18 protein-coding genes are annotated in these 15,670 nt (G+C 57.4%); 10 read left to right on the top strand and 8 right to left on the bottom strand.

The features are described 5' to 3' along the window. Window positions 1–8: 8 nt before the first annotated feature. Complete coding sequence (locus ACZ49R_RS09565) at window positions 9–353, top strand: hypothetical protein (RefSeq protein WP_464732903.1); 345 nt, start codon at window positions 9–11, stop codon at window positions 351–353. 159 nt (window positions 354–512) lie between these two features. Here ACZ49R_RS09565 and ACZ49R_RS09570 read toward each other — a convergent pair whose 3' ends face one another. Next, window positions 513–1,259 carry a ZIP family metal transporter gene (locus ACZ49R_RS09570; protein ID WP_464732904.1) on the bottom strand — a complete coding sequence of 249 codons (747 nt, stop codon included), beginning with the start codon at window positions 1,257–1,259 and terminating at the stop codon, window positions 513–515. Between the two features lie 47 nt (window positions 1,260–1,306). On the opposite strand from ACZ49R_RS09570, the gene ACZ49R_RS09575 reads away from it, so the two are divergent. From ACZ49R_RS09575 to ACZ49R_RS09585, 3 genes are read left to right on the top strand one after another with little or no spacing between them, the layout of a single operon-like run. Continuing rightward, window positions 1,307–2,278: an SPFH domain-containing protein gene (locus ACZ49R_RS09575; RefSeq protein WP_011761771.1), complete on the top strand. Its 972-nt coding sequence runs from the start codon at window positions 1,307–1,309 to the stop codon at window positions 2,276–2,278. After that, window positions 2,275–2,571 carry a hypothetical protein gene (locus tag ACZ49R_RS09580; protein WP_464732905.1) on the top strand — a complete coding sequence of 99 codons (297 nt, stop codon included), beginning with the start codon at window positions 2,275–2,277 and terminating at the stop codon, window positions 2,569–2,571. Before ACZ49R_RS09575 ends, ACZ49R_RS09580 begins: the two co-directional genes overlap by 4 nt. Further along, a complete protein-coding gene (locus ACZ49R_RS09585) occupies window positions 2,568–3,488 on the top strand; it encodes a DUF1152 domain-containing protein (RefSeq protein WP_464732906.1) in 921 nt (306 codons plus the stop codon). Before ACZ49R_RS09580 ends, ACZ49R_RS09585 begins: the two co-directional genes overlap by 4 nt. Here the strand turns inward: ACZ49R_RS09585 and ACZ49R_RS09590 are convergent. Genes ACZ49R_RS09590 through ACZ49R_RS09600 form a run of 3 tightly spaced genes read right to left on the bottom strand, consistent with a single transcriptional unit; the run spans window position 3,485 to window position 6,162 of the window. Beyond that, on the bottom strand, window positions 3,485–4,285 hold the full coding sequence (locus ACZ49R_RS09590) for a hypothetical protein (RefSeq protein ID WP_464732907.1): 801 nt from the start codon (window positions 4,283–4,285) through the stop codon (window positions 3,485–3,487). The genes ACZ49R_RS09585 and ACZ49R_RS09590 overlap by 4 nt on opposite strands. A 39-nt stretch (window positions 4,286–4,324) precedes the next feature. Further along, window positions 4,325–5,167: a TFIIB-type zinc ribbon-containing protein gene (locus ACZ49R_RS09595; protein ID WP_464732908.1), complete on the bottom strand. Its 843-nt coding sequence runs from the start codon at window positions 5,165–5,167 to the stop codon at window positions 4,325–4,327. Continuing rightward, window positions 5,164–6,162: a zinc ribbon domain-containing protein gene (locus ACZ49R_RS09600; protein ID WP_464732909.1), complete on the bottom strand. Its 999-nt coding sequence runs from the start codon at window positions 6,160–6,162 to the stop codon at window positions 5,164–5,166. Before ACZ49R_RS09600 ends, ACZ49R_RS09595 begins: the two co-directional genes overlap by 4 nt. Window positions 6,163–6,214: 52 nt before the next feature. Here ACZ49R_RS09600 and ACZ49R_RS09605 point away from each other — a divergent pair, with 52 nt between their 5' ends. Then, complete coding sequence (locus ACZ49R_RS09605) at window positions 6,215–7,153, top strand: pyridoxal phosphate-dependent aminotransferase (RefSeq protein ID WP_464734119.1); 939 nt, start codon at window positions 6,215–6,217, stop codon at window positions 7,151–7,153. Here ACZ49R_RS09605 and ACZ49R_RS09610 read toward each other — a convergent pair. Beyond that, window positions 7,076–7,990 carry a PP-loop family protein gene (locus ACZ49R_RS09610; RefSeq protein ID WP_464732910.1) on the bottom strand — a complete coding sequence of 305 codons (915 nt, stop codon included), beginning with the start codon at window positions 7,988–7,990 and terminating at the stop codon, window positions 7,076–7,078. The genes ACZ49R_RS09605 and ACZ49R_RS09610 overlap by 78 nt on opposite strands. 39 nt (window positions 7,991–8,029) lie before the next feature. Between ACZ49R_RS09610 and ACZ49R_RS09615 the strand changes: the two genes are divergently transcribed. Next, a complete protein-coding gene (locus tag ACZ49R_RS09615) occupies window positions 8,030–8,209 on the top strand; it encodes a hypothetical protein (protein ID WP_464732911.1) in 180 nt (59 codons plus the stop codon). A 15-nt stretch (window positions 8,210–8,224) separates the two neighbouring features. Then, complete coding sequence (locus tag ACZ49R_RS09620) at window positions 8,225–8,659, top strand: RNA 2'-phosphotransferase (RefSeq protein WP_464732912.1); 435 nt, start codon at window positions 8,225–8,227, stop codon at window positions 8,657–8,659. Between the two features lie 582 nt (window positions 8,660–9,241). Here the strand turns inward: ACZ49R_RS09620 and ACZ49R_RS09625 are convergent. Further along, the gene (locus tag ACZ49R_RS09625; RefSeq protein WP_464732913.1) at window positions 9,242–10,228 is read right to left on the bottom strand and encodes a hypothetical protein; all 987 of its coding nucleotides are present in this window, start codon (window positions 10,226–10,228) and stop codon (window positions 9,242–9,244) included. A gap of 84 nt (window positions 10,229–10,312) precedes the next feature. Here ACZ49R_RS09625 and ACZ49R_RS09630 point away from each other — a divergent pair, with 84 nt between their 5' ends. Both ACZ49R_RS09630 and ACZ49R_RS09635 read left to right on the top strand, forming a co-directional pair. After that, complete coding sequence (locus tag ACZ49R_RS09630; RefSeq protein WP_464732914.1) at window positions 10,313–11,185, top strand: helix-turn-helix transcriptional regulator; 873 nt, start codon at window positions 10,313–10,315, stop codon at window positions 11,183–11,185. After that, window positions 11,185–12,102, top strand: a complete 918-nt coding sequence (locus ACZ49R_RS09635; protein WP_464732915.1) for an MBL fold metallo-hydrolase — start codon at window positions 11,185–11,187, stop codon at window positions 12,100–12,102. The genes ACZ49R_RS09630 and ACZ49R_RS09635 overlap by 1 nt, the downstream gene beginning before the upstream one ends. On the opposite strand, the gene amrS is transcribed toward ACZ49R_RS09635, so the two are convergent. Then, on the bottom strand, window positions 12,099–13,181 hold the full coding sequence (gene amrS / locus ACZ49R_RS09640) for an AmmeMemoRadiSam system radical SAM enzyme (protein WP_464732916.1): 1,083 nt from the start codon (window positions 13,179–13,181) through the stop codon (window positions 12,099–12,101). The genes ACZ49R_RS09635 and amrS overlap by 4 nt on opposite strands. Before the next feature lie 160 nt (window positions 13,182–13,341). Here amrS and ACZ49R_RS09645 point away from each other — a divergent pair, with 160 nt between their 5' ends. Beyond that, window positions 13,342–13,572 carry a hypothetical protein gene (locus ACZ49R_RS09645; protein WP_464732917.1) on the top strand — a complete coding sequence of 77 codons (231 nt, stop codon included), beginning with the start codon at window positions 13,342–13,344 and terminating at the stop codon, window positions 13,570–13,572. Here the strand turns inward: ACZ49R_RS09645 and ACZ49R_RS09650 are convergent. Next, the gene (locus ACZ49R_RS09650; protein WP_464732918.1) at window positions 13,547–15,628 is read right to left on the bottom strand and encodes a COG1361 family protein; all 2,082 of its coding nucleotides are present in this window, start codon (window positions 15,626–15,628) and stop codon (window positions 13,547–13,549) included. The two genes, ACZ49R_RS09645 and ACZ49R_RS09650, sit on opposite strands and share 26 nt — an antisense overlap. Window positions 15,629–15,670 lie beyond the last annotated feature (42 nt).

The following is a 15,670-nucleotide window of genomic DNA, read 5'->3' on the forward strand; positions in this document are numbered from 1 at the left end:
GCGTATATGTGGAGTGGCTGAAATCTCTGTTGGTTATGGGAGGCGCATGGGGGCAGGCCGAAAGTTTCACAAGACAAACCCACGGCGCCGTGCCCCGCCTCTCCTCAGAGCTGGCGAAACCCGCCCTCCTCTCCCCTGGCGCCGTCGTGAAGACGGCGTTGAGAGACATGTTGTTGACCTCCGCCGCCCCTCGCCGGCGTCATACGCCGCCGTTGCCACCCCTCGCGTTGTCCATACTGGCGATACCCACCGCGGCGCTGGCCGTGATAACCGCCATAAACCCGTTTCTTAACCCACCCACACCTCTAACGCAACCACACACCACTTTCTACTCCCTCTGTTCACCTGCCTGACAGCGACGACGTCAGGCAGGTGAATCGAAATAGTTAAAAGAGCGCTTCTGACTTTTTGTAGTGGTGGGGGATGTGTGAAGTTGTCACATACATTGCAGACGCCTCCGCAGCCCCAGTGGGAGTCCGGCGGGAGGAAGAGGGGGCTTTTAGACAGGCTTTTTAAGAGGACATAGCCACGTCTAGGTATAACATTGTGAGTACGCCTGCGACAAAGCCGTAGGTTGGGAGGTCTTTTCTCTTGTCTTCTGCATATATGTCTGGATATAGCTCAGCCGCCGTGACGTACATCATGGCTCCTCCCGCAAGGCCCATAGCCGCCCCCATTGCCAGAGGTACGGCTGATAAAAAGAGGGCGGAGGCCAAGGCAGCGCCGCCCTCTACTACGGCGCTGATTACGCCAATTAAAACTGCGGTTTTTAAAAGTCTGAATTTTAACAACGGCATTACCACCGCCGCCCCCTCTGGCACGTCTTGAATTGCTATAGCCAGGGCTGTGACAAAACCAAGTTCTGCGTTGTATATTGTCGCAACTCCGACTGCAAGTCCCTCAGGTATGTTGTGTATTGTAATGGCGAGGGCTATAAGCCAGCTCTTTTTCAACTTCCCCGCGAGGACAGCAGGCCCCTCATACCCCTTGACTAAGTGTTCATGTGGGAGTAAGACGTCTAGTAGACGTATAAACGCGACGCCTCCGGCAATGCCTAAGCCGACTTGCCAAAAGCCCCACCTCTCTACGGCGGGGAGTATTAAACTTGTAAAACTAGCCACAAGCATGACGCCGCCTGTAAAACCAAGGCCGAGGTCCACAAGGCCCTCGCCCCATTTTCTAAAGGGCAGTACCCCCGCCGCCACGCCTGCCAGAGTGCCCATTATCAATATTAACGCATTTAGAACTAGAGGATCCACGCCAGACGGCCGTTTCAACTTTATATACTAACGCGCTAACTTCTACAATGCCACAAGTAATCCAATGGGTTAACCCCAAGGAGGGCGAGATCATATGGAGATACCCCGTGGACAGGATCGAATGGGGGGCCCAGCTTATCGTCGAGGAGTGGCAGGCGGCTGTCTTCATGCGGGACGGCAAGGTCTACGACGTGTTTAGGGCAGGGAGACACACCTTGACCACCCTCAACCTGCCCCTCCTCACTCAAGCCTTGAGTAGGGTCGCCGGCTTCGACAAATCGCCTTTTGTAGCCGTCGTTATATACGTCTCGCTGAAGCAACACCAGCTCCCCTTCGGCGGGCGGGGGCAGACGGCGGAGCTCGCCCCCATACAGTTCTACGGCTCCGCGTGGTTCCGCGTCGCCGACCCGGCCCTCTTTGTGACTCAGGTGGTGGGGGGCCAGAATATATACACCACGGAGGACCTCCAGAAGTTTCTCAGAGGCTACTTCAACGAGCTCCTAATGGCCGAGCTCTCCCGCCAGTCCATATTCACTATATACGGCAACCTCGACCAAGTCAGCTTTATCGTTAAAAACGCCATAGACCCCCACTTCAGGAGGCTAGGCCTAGAGCTGGTAGACGTCAGGTTTGAAGGCCTAGACGTGACCGACCAGGTGTGGAGAGACCGCCTCTTCTTCATCAGAGCCACGGGGGTAAACCCCGCCGAGTATCTGAGGATGGAGACCGTGCAGAAGGCCGCGGCGGAGTTGGGCAAAAGCCCCGGGGCGGCCGCCGGGACGGGCATAGTCCTCATACCGCCCCTCCTCTGGCCTCAACAACAAGCCGCGCCGCCGCCCCAGCCGGCGCAGCCCGCCGCTCAGCAAGGCGTGGTCTGCCCCCAGTGTGGGTATGTCAACCCGCCGGGGGCTAAATACTGTATAAACTGCGGCTATATGCTGGGTAAGAAGTGCCCCCAGTGCGGCTACGTAAATCCGCCGGAGGCCAAGTTCTGTATGAACTGTGGAGCCAAGTTATGACGCCTGGCGAGAGGGCTGCCGCCTTGGCTACACTCGCCTTCGGCCTCTACCTAATAGCAACGTCGCTAGGCGCCGCTCCGCTGGCTTTAAATATAGCCGTCGGGCTCCCTCTGGCCGTCTTTGGAGTAGTCTACGCCGCGTTTGGAGGAAGTAGAGAGGCCCTCCTCTGGGGCGGCGTGTTGGCCATAGCGGGGGTCGCCACGGCGGCTGGCGGAGCGGCCCCTCCCCTCTTAGTCGCTGGGGTGGCGCTTGTTTTTATCTCGCTTTTTGCAATTTTAGCCGGGCGGAGATGACGCTTTTCTTAGCTATTGGAGGCGGCGGAGATGTAATAATGGCGGCGGCTGTCGCCGGAGACGACGCAGTTGGCCAAATACCCTGGGAGAGGTATGTAGTAGATCCCACGCCGGGGCCTGTGCCTCCAGACGCGTTGCGGGAGGTGGTTGAGTTAGGCGGGGGGCTTTACTTAGCTACGCCTAGGAGTTACGTAGAGAGAGGCGGCAGGAGGTTTAAAACCCAGGGCATGTGCGCCGCGGGGGTTCTGGGAAAATCTATCTATATTGTAGACCCGTATAGAAAACCCTCTGAGTTAGCCAAGGCCCTGGCGCGTTTTGGCAAAGTCGTGGGCGTAGACGTCGGCGGAGACGTACTGGGGGTCGGCTGTGAGGAGTCGTTGGGGAGCCCGCTGGCAGACGCCTATGGCTTAGCTGTGTTGGCTAAACTGGCTGAGGCCGGCGCCGCCGCCGAGCTGTTAGTGATGTCTCCTGGGGCAGACGGAGAACTCGACAGGAGGTATATAATGCAGAGAGTTGCCGAAGTGGCAAGAGAAGGCGGCTTACTTGGCGTAGTCGGCCTCTCTAGAGAGCAAGCCGCGGTTTTAGAAAGACTTGTAGAGAGGTGTGTCACAGAGGCGTCGGCCGTCGCCCTGAGGGCTCTCCGCGGCGAGTATGGCGTTTATACATTGAGGGGCGGCCTTAGGAGAGTTGAAGTAGATATATGCGCCGCAGTAGGCCTCCGGCTTGAGCCTAGAGTCTTGTTGAAGTTTAACCGCGCGGCGAGGGTAATATACGAGGGAGATCTGCCCATAGACAAAGCTGCAGACGTCCTTTTAGAAGAGGGGATCCCCACTGAGTTACATCTAGAGAGACTTTTGGCAAGCGGGCTTGAGCCCCGGCAGGCGATAGAGGAGTTGAGAAAATACAAGAGGTGTTAAGCCTCGGCGGTCTGGGCGGCTTTTGTCTCTTTAAGCACCTGTCTATATCTATCTTCATTAAAGGGGCCTGCGGAGACGGCGGCGGACTCTATAGAAATTGTGAGCGTTAGCCTCTGGCCGTATACAGTGATATTTAAATAGGCAGTTCCCGCCGTCTTTAAAGGCACTCCATTTACTTCACATATCTTTGTCGTATATATGCCTGTGCCATTCCCAGCGAGATTTCCCAAAATCTGGGCCACGGCCTCTTGTGATATACGGCCGCGCTCCTCTACTTCAACCCCGCCGTAGCCTAAATATGTACAAGGCCCCTTCTCGACTCTAGACGTTTCAACTCCCCTCAGTAAATAAATCGTAGAGTAATTGGCCGGCCTGACTTCAGTTTGACACTGCCCCCCTGCGCAAGTTACAATATAGGCGACCCTCCCCTCTGTTGCAACTTTAAACACAAGTTTGATGGGGCCGTGCGGCGGGACAGTTGCATAAAGCTCGCCGAAGCTATAATTGCCGAGGGCCCCAGAGCCCTCTACAGACCAGCCCCTCATACTTATCGACACGTCGCCTACTGCCACAGTGATTACAACAGTGTAGTTAACCTCGTAGTTTTTAATGTTGAATGACGGCCGCACGGCGCCGACGGCAGGCGTGTTGACCGCCGGGCTTGTCTGCGTCGTAGTTGTAGTAGGCGGTTGTGACGTCGAAATTGTCTCAAGCCCGTGTCTCGGCGCTGTGTGTATAAAATAGAGCGCCGCCCCTATGATTAAAACTGTCAACACTATATACGCTGTTTTTCTCATATAGAACAACTGAGGCCACATATATAAGGGTAACTAGACCTATAGCCTCGTCTCTCCCTCATACCGGCCTTTTCTTGCGGCGGCGAAAGTAGTTAGTCTAATAAACGCACCAAGCCCCGCGAGCCCCCCGCCAAACGCCCCCGGCTCCGGCGGGAGGCCTAGGAAGAAGGCGGCGAGGGCGCCCACGGCCGCGGAGCCAAAAGCAGCGGCTAGGCCTAGGGCCAGGCCCCCAGCCCTTCCCCTCTTAGAGAGGGGGTACTCTAGATAGAGGAGAGAGCCCTCGGCGCCGTCTACTAAAGCGCTGTAGCTCCTCCCGCCGTATTGATATGTGAGTAGCCAGAAGGGGTAGTAGACAATGCCCTCGAAGCTCCAGTTTATCTCTACCCTAGTCTTAAAGACAGAGGCGTAGGTCTTCGCCTCGTCTACAACCTCATCGAGAGATCTAAAGGCCTCCTCGGGCTCTAGGTCTGGCTGGTGGAAGACCCCCGCCCTCTCTAGAGAGGGCTTGAAGGGAGTCCTCCACCTGGCCGGGAAGACGTAGCCTTTGGGCAATCTGAAAGGCGGCTTTGACAGAGCGAGAGCGGCGGCGTAGGTCTCTAACTCTGGGAGAGGCTCGAAAGTTATGTGGTAGAGGTAGAGGGGGAGGAAGTGTAGCTCGGCGCCAGTCGGCGAGGCTGTGGGGAGGTCCTCCGGCGCCCCCACAGGCCTGAAGTTTAGCGCAGTGCGGAAGGCCGCGGTTTTGTCTACAGAGGGCTTGAATATATAGACCCTCTCGTAGGTCCTCCCCTCGCTGACGACAGTGCCGCAGTAGGGGCAGACGTAGAACTTCCTCCCCGGGGGAGCCTCGTACCTAGCCCCGCAGTAGGGGCACTGGACAATCATTTCTCTACCCTACGGCTCTTGAGGAAGCCCCCCGCCGCCATGTAGGAGAGGGCGCCGCCGGCTGCCACTACGGCGGCCCCCACATAGGGGTCTACCCCCAGCGCCGCGTAGCCGAGCCCCCCGGCGAGACCTCCGGCGGCAGCCGCAGCCAGTAGGCTCGCCGCCTTATGCTCGACGAAGACAGGCTCCTCCGCCAACACAACCTCGCCGTCCCAACCCGCTATGTAGTAGCGGAAGCTAGAGCCGCGGTAGAAATACGGCATGACCCACAGAGGGAGGTAGGTCAGGGGGGAGGCCACAAGTCTCTCCACCTCGTAGTCCACCGTCTTATCCCTTACGCGGGCCGCCGCAGTGAATACGCCGACGGCAGCCCTGGCCCTCTCTTCGGCGTCTCGGTCGACGGCGGCGAGGAGCCGGGGGATGAGGGCTCTAACCGCCTTGGCCTTAGCCCGCTCTGCCGTAAACTCGCCAGCCATGAAGGCAGAGGCCTGGCTTTCGGAGACGACCTCGGCGAGGGGCTTGGGCTCGGGCCCAGTCTTAAAGAAGTGGCTTGTAAGTCTGTCTACGGAGAGGCCCCAAGCCGCCCTCCTCGCCAAGACGGCCACCACGTCTGCTAGAGCCACCCTGCCCCCCACCCTCACCACCTTAGTCACGATCTGAGTCCGCGGCTGCCCCCTCACATACACAGTCTTAGTGTATGTCACCACCACCGTAGCCTGATACGTTGCGGAGAGCTTGACGTCTACGAGGTAGAAGGGGAGGTAGTAGAGGTCTGGGCTTGCGAAGTTTATCTCAGAGATCCTCCACCTGAGGTTGAGGTCACGCCGCGTCCTCTCAACGGCCCTCCGCACTATTTCAGACGCCGGGAGTGTGGGCACAGCCAGCACGTCCCGGGGCTCCCCAGCGAGGAAGTTGGCCCTCCCGCAGTATCTACACACCACGACGACTGAGTCGGGAGTGACGTCTAGGGGGGCTCCGCAGTAGCTACATCTCACGAAATCTCACGGAGACAACTTAATAAATATACAACGCAGCCCCGTCGTGGAGATGTTCAAATGGATTAGAGAGAGGCCCGCCGAGTACGACCTCGCCAGTAGCGGAGTGGCGAAGATAGAGGTCAAGCCGGCGGACGAGCCCCCCGTAGAAGAGATCCTCACCTCGCTCTACAAGATATCTCCCCAAGAGCTTGCTCTCACGGCAGGCGCCCAGGAGGGCCTCTTCCTCGCCTTCCACGCCGTGAGGCCGAAGGCCGTAGTGACAGTGGCCCCCGAGTATGAGCCAATATGGAGGCTGCCCGGCGCCATGGGAGTGAGGCACGTGGAGGTTAGAGACGTCTGGGAGGCCCCCCTCGGGCCGGAGACAGCCCTCGTGTTCTCAAACCCCAACAACCCCACGGGGAGGTTCCTCGGCCGGGGGGAGCTCTGGGAGCTCGCCGACGAGGCCCGGAGGCGGGGCGCCGTCCTTATTGTGGATATAATATTTTCAGATTTTGTCACAGACGACCTCGGCGGCCTCCCCCTGGAGAACGCCGTCTACGTCCACAGCACGGACAAATTCTACACAAGCGACTACAGACTCGGCTGGGCCTTCGGCGACTCTCGCATCGTGGAGAAGATACGCGTCTTCAAGGACTTGGCAAACCCGGGCCCCCGCGACTTGGAGAAAAAAGCCGCAGCGGCTCTTCTATCAAGGAGGGAGGAGGTGAAGAGGAGGAACCTCGCCGTGATAGATAAAAACGCCGCGGCTCTGCTCTCCGCGTTTCCAAACGCCATCTACAACCCCCACATGCCCATAGCCCTAGTGGAGGTGGGATGCGACGACGTCGCCTTCGCCGAGGGGCTTCTAAAACGGGGGGTCAGGGTCATGCCGGGGACCTTTATGAAGGCCCCCCGGGCTGTGAGAGTTGGACTAGGCGTAGAGCCTCCGCCCCGCTTCGCGCAGGCTCTGGGAATCTTTGGCGAGGCTTTTGGCAACTGCCGCACGTAGTTTACACACGGCGCATATCTCGCCGCTGGCCGGCTCGCCGCAGATCTTACACTTGTGTAACTGCCCCACCTCCGCCCTTCCAAACTTCATGTTGAAGTCCACAACTCCCCCAATCAGCTTTAAGTCGAAGTCTGGGTCTCTCCTCCTGGCCGCTGCCAGCATTTCGTATACCTCGGCGTGGGCCGCGCCGCAGAGGCCGTATTCACAACAAACGGCGCTGACTGGGAGGCCCCGCCGCCTGCAGTACTCCTCGTTTTCCTCCGGCCGCGCGAAGATCAAAGGCCTGATTTTAGTCACTAGGAGGCCTCCGCCCTCCACCCTGGGCAGAATTTTGAAATTCCAGAGGTGGTTACGCCCAACTAAGTTCTTGATGTAGTACGTCAGGAAGTCGTAGGCGTGGTGGCCAGTCGCTACTTTAGTAGCGCCGAGCTCTCTCGGCACTTTGTTCATAAGGTAGCGCTTGACAGCGCCGCATACAGAACATATAGGCCGCCCCGTGGCTCTCGCCGCCGCCTCGATGTCTAAGTAGTCCCGGGCGTAAACCACGTGGATACCCACGCCGAGGGCTTCCGCAAGCTTTCTAACGGCCTCCTCGATCTTTGCAGAAGTCCTAAAGCCGAGGTTTATGTGAAACGCCCTCACCTCGGCGTCTATTCTATACTCCTCTATGTACTCCTTCAAGAGGGCCAAGGCGGCACAACTGTCCTTCCCCCCAGACACAGCCACATATATTACGTCTCCCATCTCGACGAGTCTATACCTCCTAATTGTCTCAAACACTCTCCTCCTATATGTGTCTAAGTCGACTTCGCGCGTTGGAACTCTAATAGAAATCACAGAGAGTGAGATATTAAGAATTAAAAAATCTGTATCTCCATGCGCGACATCAGGCGTTGCGCCGTCTGCGGAGCTTACGTAGAGGAGGAAGTCCACTGCGGGGTGCCGACGGCGGTTGTGTTAGACGGCGCCACACGCCTCAAGATCTCCAAACTCCTATCCCTCGCCCTGCGCCACAGCCCCCACGTCTTAGGCATAACACTAGATGTAGAAGGCTGAGCAGACATAAACGCAGTGGTGGAGGGCTTGCGGAGGGCCGGCCTCCCCGCAAGCCCACAGGTGCTGAAGGCCGTGGCCCAGCTAGACGACAAAAGCCGCTTCGAGATCAGAGACGGCCGGGTGAGGGCGCGCTACGGCCACACTATAAAGGTGCAGATCAGATACGAGGTCGACATAGACACGCAGCTTCTCTACCACGGAACCGCCCTATATGTCCTGCCCTCTATCCTAAGCCAAGGCATCCTCCCCATGAGGAGACTCTACGTCCATTTGGCAGTGGACGTGGAGACGGCTTGTCTCAACGCAAGAAGAAGACAAAACCCGGCGGTGGTGGAGGTTAATGCAGACTGCGTCCGGAAGAGCGGCAACCCCATCTACAAAGCCACAGAAAAAATAAGGCTCACCCCCTACGTGCCCCCTACCTGCGTGAAGAAGTGGGCCATTTGCTAACGCAGAACCAGACTGTATACACCGCGCCGGCCCCCACCTCTCTATCCTTCCCCCTGAGCCTCCAGTTTCTACAATCCGGCGGGGCCATTACAACGCGCCTCCTAAGCCTATTAAACAAAAGACCCAACAGGTAGGCCAACAATGCGGCGAGGACAACTGCAAGAGACGTCGATGGAACCAACGCTAATGCAGGAACCGTTGAGAAGATATACAAGAGGTCTTTGAGGATGAGCCTTCCAGATACAGCCAGCTATCGTGTATACAACCCTTCTTGTAAGTAAGGGAGGCCTTGGAATTCCAAAGGGTCACTTCTTAAAAAGCTCAAACTCAAGGCGTATATTACCAAAGCGGATTTTCATATTTAGTTCTACACGCGGTCGGTATAGCGCCGACAAGCAAAGCGGATATGGTCGGAAATGCGGCCAAAGCCGGAAGATGTAGCTGGGCACTATAACCAACGAGACGAATACATGACCTACCAAAACTTTACAAATAGAAATTATTTAATCCCTATGAGTTAGGCATGTTGAAAAAGAGAGTAGGAAAAAGATAGGTTGTTTATCTGCCTCTTCCGCCGCCGCCCTAACTGCTCTGTCCGCTTCCAGAGCCGCCGCCGGATCCTTGGCCGCCGCTCCAGCCTCCGCTACCACCGCCACTAGCCTGTCCGCCCGCCCTACCTTGTCCGCCTCCACTGCTCTGTCCGCTGCCTCCGGCCTCTCCGCTGGCTCCTCCTGTGGGAGCTTTACGTTGTTTTATAATTTCTTTAATTACTTCACGTATCTCTGCCCCCCTCTGTGATGCAATTTTACTGACGACCTTGCCTCTCTCTTCTGGAGTTAGGGTCTTTAACTCCTGGAGTATAGATATTGTCTCGTTGATTATACGAGCGCGTAGGGCTAGGATTTGAGACAGCTGGGCCATTTTCATTTTTTCGAAGTGGCTCTGTAGCTCTCTGAGACGTTCCATTACTTTCTCAAGGCGGTCGATGGCTTTGTCTAACTCAGACATATTCATATTTCTCACTAGATCTGAGACGTTGGCCCACCTATATACTTCACGTAATAGCTTAAGTCTCTCTATATTTCTATCTATTGCGTCAATTGCTGTACGAGAGGCATTTACAAGGCCAAGCAAGGCTCTAACTCTCATCAGAGTCCTAAGGCCTCTCTCTGTGGCGTTGTCTATGTCGGCGGAGGCGTTGATGTGTGCGTAGACCCGATCCACGGTTCTGTTTAAATGCTTGCCCAGCTCCTTTATGGCGGCTAGCCTAATCTCCCTAATCTGTTGAAACACCGCCTTGGGGTCTGACACATTTAGCATCTTTAGCTCTCCCACGCCGATCATGGGGAGCGGCCGCGCCGTGGGCGTTGTAATTATAAATGTCTTATTTAACTGAGATAGTAACACGTCGCATTGTGGCAAGGTGAAGTTTGCCCCAGTTACATTTACATATAGTTCTATAGCTTTACATTTTAGCCATAGGTGGAAGTCCGACGCATTTACCGAAGCCGCCTGGGCCAGGGCGGCGAGCGCCGCCAGCGCAATTACCGGGATTAGTTTCTTTTCCATGGCTTTTTTAGACATAGGGGGGATAAATAGTCCCGCCGCGGAACTACGCGCGGAACTTTAAAATAGACAGGCGGAACAACAGCCATGCTGGTGATATTAAACCTCACCGCGCCTCCAGTCTTAATACTCCTCCTCCCAGCCGCCATGTTTGGAAACTATACGCTTCCCGCTCCTCCCGCCTCCGACGTGGCGGCCTTTACGCCGAGCGGCGCCGCCTTGCCCACCTGGGTAGTCGGCGGCAACCTGTATATACTACAGGGAGGAGACCCCGCCGTAGCTATATACGTCCCTCGGTTTGAAAACTCCAGTGGTGTGTATAAAGTAAGCCTAGGCGGGGGCGACATCATAATCCAAGCGCCTCCCGGGGTAATGATACAAGACATAAACCCCCTGCCTAGACAGACGAAGCTGAACAAGACAGGCCTATATCTCTACCTCACAGGCCCCGCCACGGTCACGTACTACTTCTTCAAGGTAGAGATAAAGCCGCCCCCAACCCCGCCGCCTCCGACAACTCCAGCCACGCCAACGGCTACAACTCCTCCTGTAACTACGCCACCTGCCACAACGCCCCCGGCAACCACGCCTACGCCTCAGCCTACGCCGACTGCTACAGCAACTCCCACGCCGCCTTCCGGCGCCGGGGCGCAGGTGCCTATGTGGCTTGTTGGCGTGGCTGTTGTGGCGGTGGCGGCTGTGGCGGTTGTGGCTTATCTGTTGACTAGGAGGAGGGGCGGCGGGGGCGACTGCGGCGATTTACACGAGACGGATATAGCCATCCTCAAGGAGCTTGAGAAGAGGGGCGGCTCTGCCGAGAGGGGGGAACTCCAGGAGGCTCTCGGCCTTCCGAAGACCACCCTCCACAGACATCTACACAAGCTCGCCAGATACGGCTTTGTGAGACTGGTGCAGGTGGGCGGGTCCCAGAGGGTTGAGCTGGTTAGGGGCTGTAGGTGATGGATTTTTCCCCGGTGGGGGAGGAGTCCCTCGGGGTTAGGTCGATGTGTTTCTATGTCGAGACTCGCGACGTGAGGATACTCTTCGACGCGGGGGTGTCCCTAGCGCCGAGACGCTTCGGGCTGCCGCCGCACCCCCGGGAGTTGGAGAGGGCCCGGGCGGTGAGGGCTGAGATACTGCGGCTTGCAGAGGCCGCCGACGTGGTCACCGTCAGCCATTACCACCGAGACCACTTCACCCCCTGGTACCCCAGCGTCTATATGGCCACAGACGGCGAGATGTACAAGAGGGTGTACGGGGGGAAGAAGGTCCTCATGAAGAGCCCCCAAGACCTAAACTGGTCCCAGAGGAGGAGACACTACGGCCTCTCCAAGGCCCTCCAGGAGGCGGGGGCAGAGGCGGTTTACGCAGACGGCGGCGAGTGGACCTTCGGGGAGACGAGGGTCGCCGCCTCCCCGCCCCTCTGGCACGGCCCCGCCGGGTCGAAGACGGGGCGCGTCCTCGGCTTCGCCGTCAGCGACGGCGAGGAGAGGCTCGTGTTTCTCCCAGACGTAGAGGGGCCTCTGGAGCCGGAGCCCATCGCCTTCGCCAGAGAGGCGAGGCCCACTGTGGTAGTCGTCGGGGGGCCGCCCACCTACCTCGGCTGGGATCTCGAGAAGGCGATTAAGAACCTCGCCGAGCTAGTGGAGCTAAGACCCCACACCCTAGTCCTCGCCCACCACCTCCTCCGGGACGTTCAGTGGAGAGAGAAGGTGGCGCCTCTCTTTGAGCTGGCCGAGAGGAGGGGGGTGGAGGTGGCCACCTACGCCAGTCTCGCCGGGAGGCCCGAGGAGCTTTTGGAGGCCAGGAGGAGGGAGCTCTATGCCGAAGAGCCCGCCGCGGCTGTGGAGACGGGGGAGGGGGAAGAGGAGGACTAGAGATAGGCGCGGTAGAGGTTGCCATAGCGGCCTGGCTCACCTCTGACGGGGATTTCGTGGCCACATCTGGGGCACCTCCCCTCTCTTAGCTCTATTCTTACAGCTCTGTCGCCGCGTCTCTTGACGACGGGGTATCCGCACTTGGGGCAGTAGGTGTGTTGCCCCGGGTGCCCAGGTACGTTGCCCACGTATACGTAGTCTAGCTCTCTCCTCGCCTTGCGCCATATAGATTCGAGAAGGTCGGGCGGGGTGGGCGGGTTGTAGAGCCTATGCGCCGGGTGGTAGGCCGTGATATGTAGCGGTGTCTCTCGGCCGAAAGAGGCCACGGCGTTTACTACTTCGTCTGCCTCGTCGTCGTTTACCCCCGGGATCACCAAGTACGTGAATTCTATGTGGATGCCGAGTCTCTTCGCCGCTCTGGCCGTGGAGAGCATCTTGTCTAAATCCGCCCCGAGCCACCTTTTATACGTCTGCCTGCCCCCCTTTATGTCTATGTTCATGCCCTCCATGCCGGCAGAGGCTAGTCTCGCTAGAACTTCCTCAGTGAGGTAGCCATTGGTATTTATAGAGGTATGTAGCCCAGCGGCCCTCGCTAGCTTGAACAAATCCTCTGCGTATTCCGCCAGAAGGGTGGGCTCGTTGAAGCTTATGTTTACGCCAGAGTCTCCGTTTTCCACAGCCCACTTAACTACCTCCTCTGGCTGGACGTAGCGGCCTACGGGAGACGCCACTTTGCTTATATACCAGTTTTGACACCAGGCGCAGGGGAAGTTACAGCCCCACGTGCTTATGGTCATGGCCGAAGTGCCGGGGTAGAAGTGGTAGAGAGGCTTTATCTCCATGGGCCTAGATTCAGCCGCCGTCAGTAAGCCATATGCCGCTGTGTAGAGCCTGCCCCCGAGACTAAATCTCATGCCGCAGGCCCCCACGGCGCCGTCTCTCAGCCTACAGCGGCGGTGGCAGAGCTTACATACGACAGCCCCGCCGGCAGTCTCAAAGTAGGGAGAGGGCCTCACGTTGGGCAGACGGAGGAGACTCTCGTCGACTTTATAGACAACCTCTGGCCAGGAGTATATCACATATAGCCCCATGTAAAAGTTTTAAGTAGGTTTCTAAGCCAGAGTGAGGATCTGTGACTGGCGAGGGCGAGTCCGACCGGTGGCGACGCCGGGCCGGTTGTACGCAATGGCTCTCCTAAAAACGACGTAATGTTTAAATACCCCAGGATTTTGACAAGGCATGTCGCTATTGATTCTTTTTAAAGGCGATGTGCCGCCGCATTGGAAAAGCCTGAAGGCAGAGGGGCTGGAGGTGAAGTCGTTGAAAGAGGGCCTCCCTCCGTTGGAGGGGAAGTTTGTAGTGGTTGTGGGAGATAGAGAACTAGCCGAGAGGTTAAAAGTTGGACATATGACAGAGGAGGAGGCAGAAGACTTCTACAAGTTCCTCATCCAGAGGCTTTCCTCCTCTTGATATATAGATACCCGCCTGCAGTTGCTACGGCTGTTGCTATTGCAATAACGTAGGCGGCCGGCGGCGCGGCTGTCTCTCGTTGTGGAAACTCGCGAATTGGGGGTGGCCGTTTCGTAGAGTTTGTCACAGATACCGTCACTGTATATGGCATAGTATAGAGATTGCCGTATTGATCTGTATAGCTCAGCAAGAGCTGTATGTCGTAATTGCCGGGCGCCGTGGCGTTAAAGCTGAGGGGTATGGTGGTGGTCTGTTGCGGGTCTAGCTGTCCCGCGAAATATATCGGCGCAGTTATCGGCCTAATGCCACGCGGCGGTTTCGCCTCTACCTGGAGGTTTGTAACTGGGGCGAAGCCCTTGTTGACTACAGTGATAGAGATATAGAAGGCCCTCCTCGGCTCTACTATCTGGGGGACGACAGATATGCTTGTGATGTTGACAACAGGCGTCTGGAGGGCTTGGAGGTAGAAGTTTCCCTGCGCCGTGCCTGCGGTCCCCAGCTCGGTGGTGTATATAATGTTGTAGGTAAAGGCTATTGCGCCACTGTAGGTGGCGGGCACTATAAAAGAGATGGGTAGCTGGGCGCTTTCCAGGGGGGCAAGTCTGTCTATCTGGAAGGTGTAGGTCGGTGCCAGGAGGGCTGACGTCGCTGGCGATATTGTCACCACCGCCTTCTGTACTACTACGTCTCCACTGTTGATAATTGTAACGACAACTGTCCTATTGCCGCCAGATTTGACGAGAGAGGGGCTCGGCACTACTGTAAATATGGAAGACGAAGAAACAGGGAGACTTACCGTATACTGGTCTGTGCCCTGTCTGTGGTAGATTGTGACGGCGATGACGACGGGCTGGTTGGAGAGGGGCGTCACGACGAGGTTAGCAGCCGCCTTGTCCACTCCGCCGAAGGTATATGGCATGGGCTTGTCTACGGCGGCGTTAGATATAGATACCGTGGCGTTAAAGGGCCCCGGCGCCAAGACGTAGAGAGTTACGTTGTTGGCAACGCCGGCAATAAGACGAGTCGGCCTCACGTCTAGCCTAGAGGCACCGCCCGCCGGCTGTTGTACGGCGGCGGAGGCCAGCACTTGGTCTATCTTCGACACGCCGGCGATTTGATACATCACCTGTGCTGTGAAAGTGACGACAGAGGAGACGGGGTAGACGTCTAGCGACGCGGAGCCGCGACCGCCTCTGATGGGAATCGACACACTTGACTGAGGCATAACCGCCCCCGACGCCGTTATAACTGCTTGGCCGTCGGCAGGCGTTGGCAAGACGACTGTGAGATTCACGCGGTTATACCTATTTGCATAGAGTACGGTTGGGGTTATATAGAGGAGGGGCGGTGGGGGAGGCGTGACGGACAACGGCACAGTGTAGGCTAAAACCACAGGGTTCCCCAGCCAGTCTCTCGTCTGGATTGTCACTTGTAGAGAGGCGCTGGGGCTGTCGGCCGCGACGACTACAGACACGACCGCCTGTCTGCCGCTGATAGCCACGGGACCCGTTGGGGATACAACTCTGGCGCCCTGTCCTTGTATGGTCAAAACACCCACAAGGGCGTAGGGACTGGAGATAGTTAGGTTAATCTGGCTGGGGAGACCTAAGTATGTAACTCCTGCGGCTGTCACATTAGCCGTTGGATAGGGCGGTATGTAAACCTCGGCGTATTCCAGCTTCTCTATGCCGGTGGTGAGACTTGAACCGGCTGTCTTATATGTGGCGCGTATCGCCACGTTTACGGGGCACGTCACGTTGAGGGCCGAGGCCGAGGCCCGGAGCGCTATAGTGACTACGCCAGGCCCTGCCGACGGCAGAGAGACTGTCTCAAGCGGGACGAGGTAGGGGCACTGGGGCGTCAGAGAGACAGAAACGTCGACGTACTGTGCCGAGAGGTAGAAAGAGAAACTCAACACGCCTACGTCACCTGGGAATTTGGGCAATTGCGTCCACCTAGCGCCGAGCCAGAGGTAGTCTACCGCGTGGCTCGCCACCGTCGTCTGGCCGTAGGCGATGAGAGCCAGGGCGGCGGCCAGGAGGATCCTCTTGTCCATAGCCATGGGGGGATACCCCCTATATATACAAAACTCACGAAC

The sequence above is a fragment of the Pyrobaculum organotrophum genome (assembly GCF_055384425.1).

Excerpts from the sequence above, each read along its gene's own strand:
- ACZ49R_RS09575 (WP_011761771.1), top strand. The coding sequence starts at position 1,307 with ATGCCACAAGTAATCCAATGGGTTAACCCCAAGGAGGGCGAGATCATA.
- ACZ49R_RS09580 (WP_464732905.1), top strand. The coding sequence starts at position 2,275 with ATGACGCCTGGCGAGAGGGCTGCCGCCTTGGCTACACTCGCCTTCGGC.
- ACZ49R_RS09585 (WP_464732906.1), top strand. The coding sequence starts at position 2,568 with ATGACGCTTTTCTTAGCTATTGGAGGCGGCGGAGATGTAATAATGGCG.
- ACZ49R_RS09590 (WP_464732907.1), bottom strand. The coding sequence starts at position 4,285 with ATGAGAAAAACAGCGTATATAGTGTTGACAGTTTTAATCATAGGGGCG.
- ACZ49R_RS09595 (WP_464732908.1), bottom strand. The coding sequence starts at position 5,167 with ATGATTGTCCAGTGCCCCTACTGCGGGGCTAGGTACGAGGCTCCCCCG.
- ACZ49R_RS09605 (WP_464734119.1), top strand. The coding sequence starts at position 6,215 with ATGTTCAAATGGATTAGAGAGAGGCCCGCCGAGTACGACCTCGCCAGT.
- ACZ49R_RS09615 (WP_464732911.1), top strand. The coding sequence starts at position 8,030 with ATGCGCGACATCAGGCGTTGCGCCGTCTGCGGAGCTTACGTAGAGGAG.
- ACZ49R_RS09625 (WP_464732913.1), bottom strand. The coding sequence starts at position 10,228 with ATGGAAAAGAAACTAATCCCGGTAATTGCGCTGGCGGCGCTCGCCGCC.
- ACZ49R_RS09630 (WP_464732914.1), top strand. The coding sequence starts at position 10,313 with ATGCTGGTGATATTAAACCTCACCGCGCCTCCAGTCTTAATACTCCTC.
- ACZ49R_RS09635 (WP_464732915.1), top strand. The coding sequence starts at position 11,185 with ATGGATTTTTCCCCGGTGGGGGAGGAGTCCCTCGGGGTTAGGTCGATG.
- ACZ49R_RS09645 (WP_464732917.1), top strand. The coding sequence starts at position 13,342 with ATGTCGCTATTGATTCTTTTTAAAGGCGATGTGCCGCCGCATTGGAAA.
- ACZ49R_RS09650 (WP_464732918.1), bottom strand. The coding sequence starts at position 15,628 with ATGGACAAGAGGATCCTCCTGGCCGCCGCCCTGGCTCTCATCGCCTAC.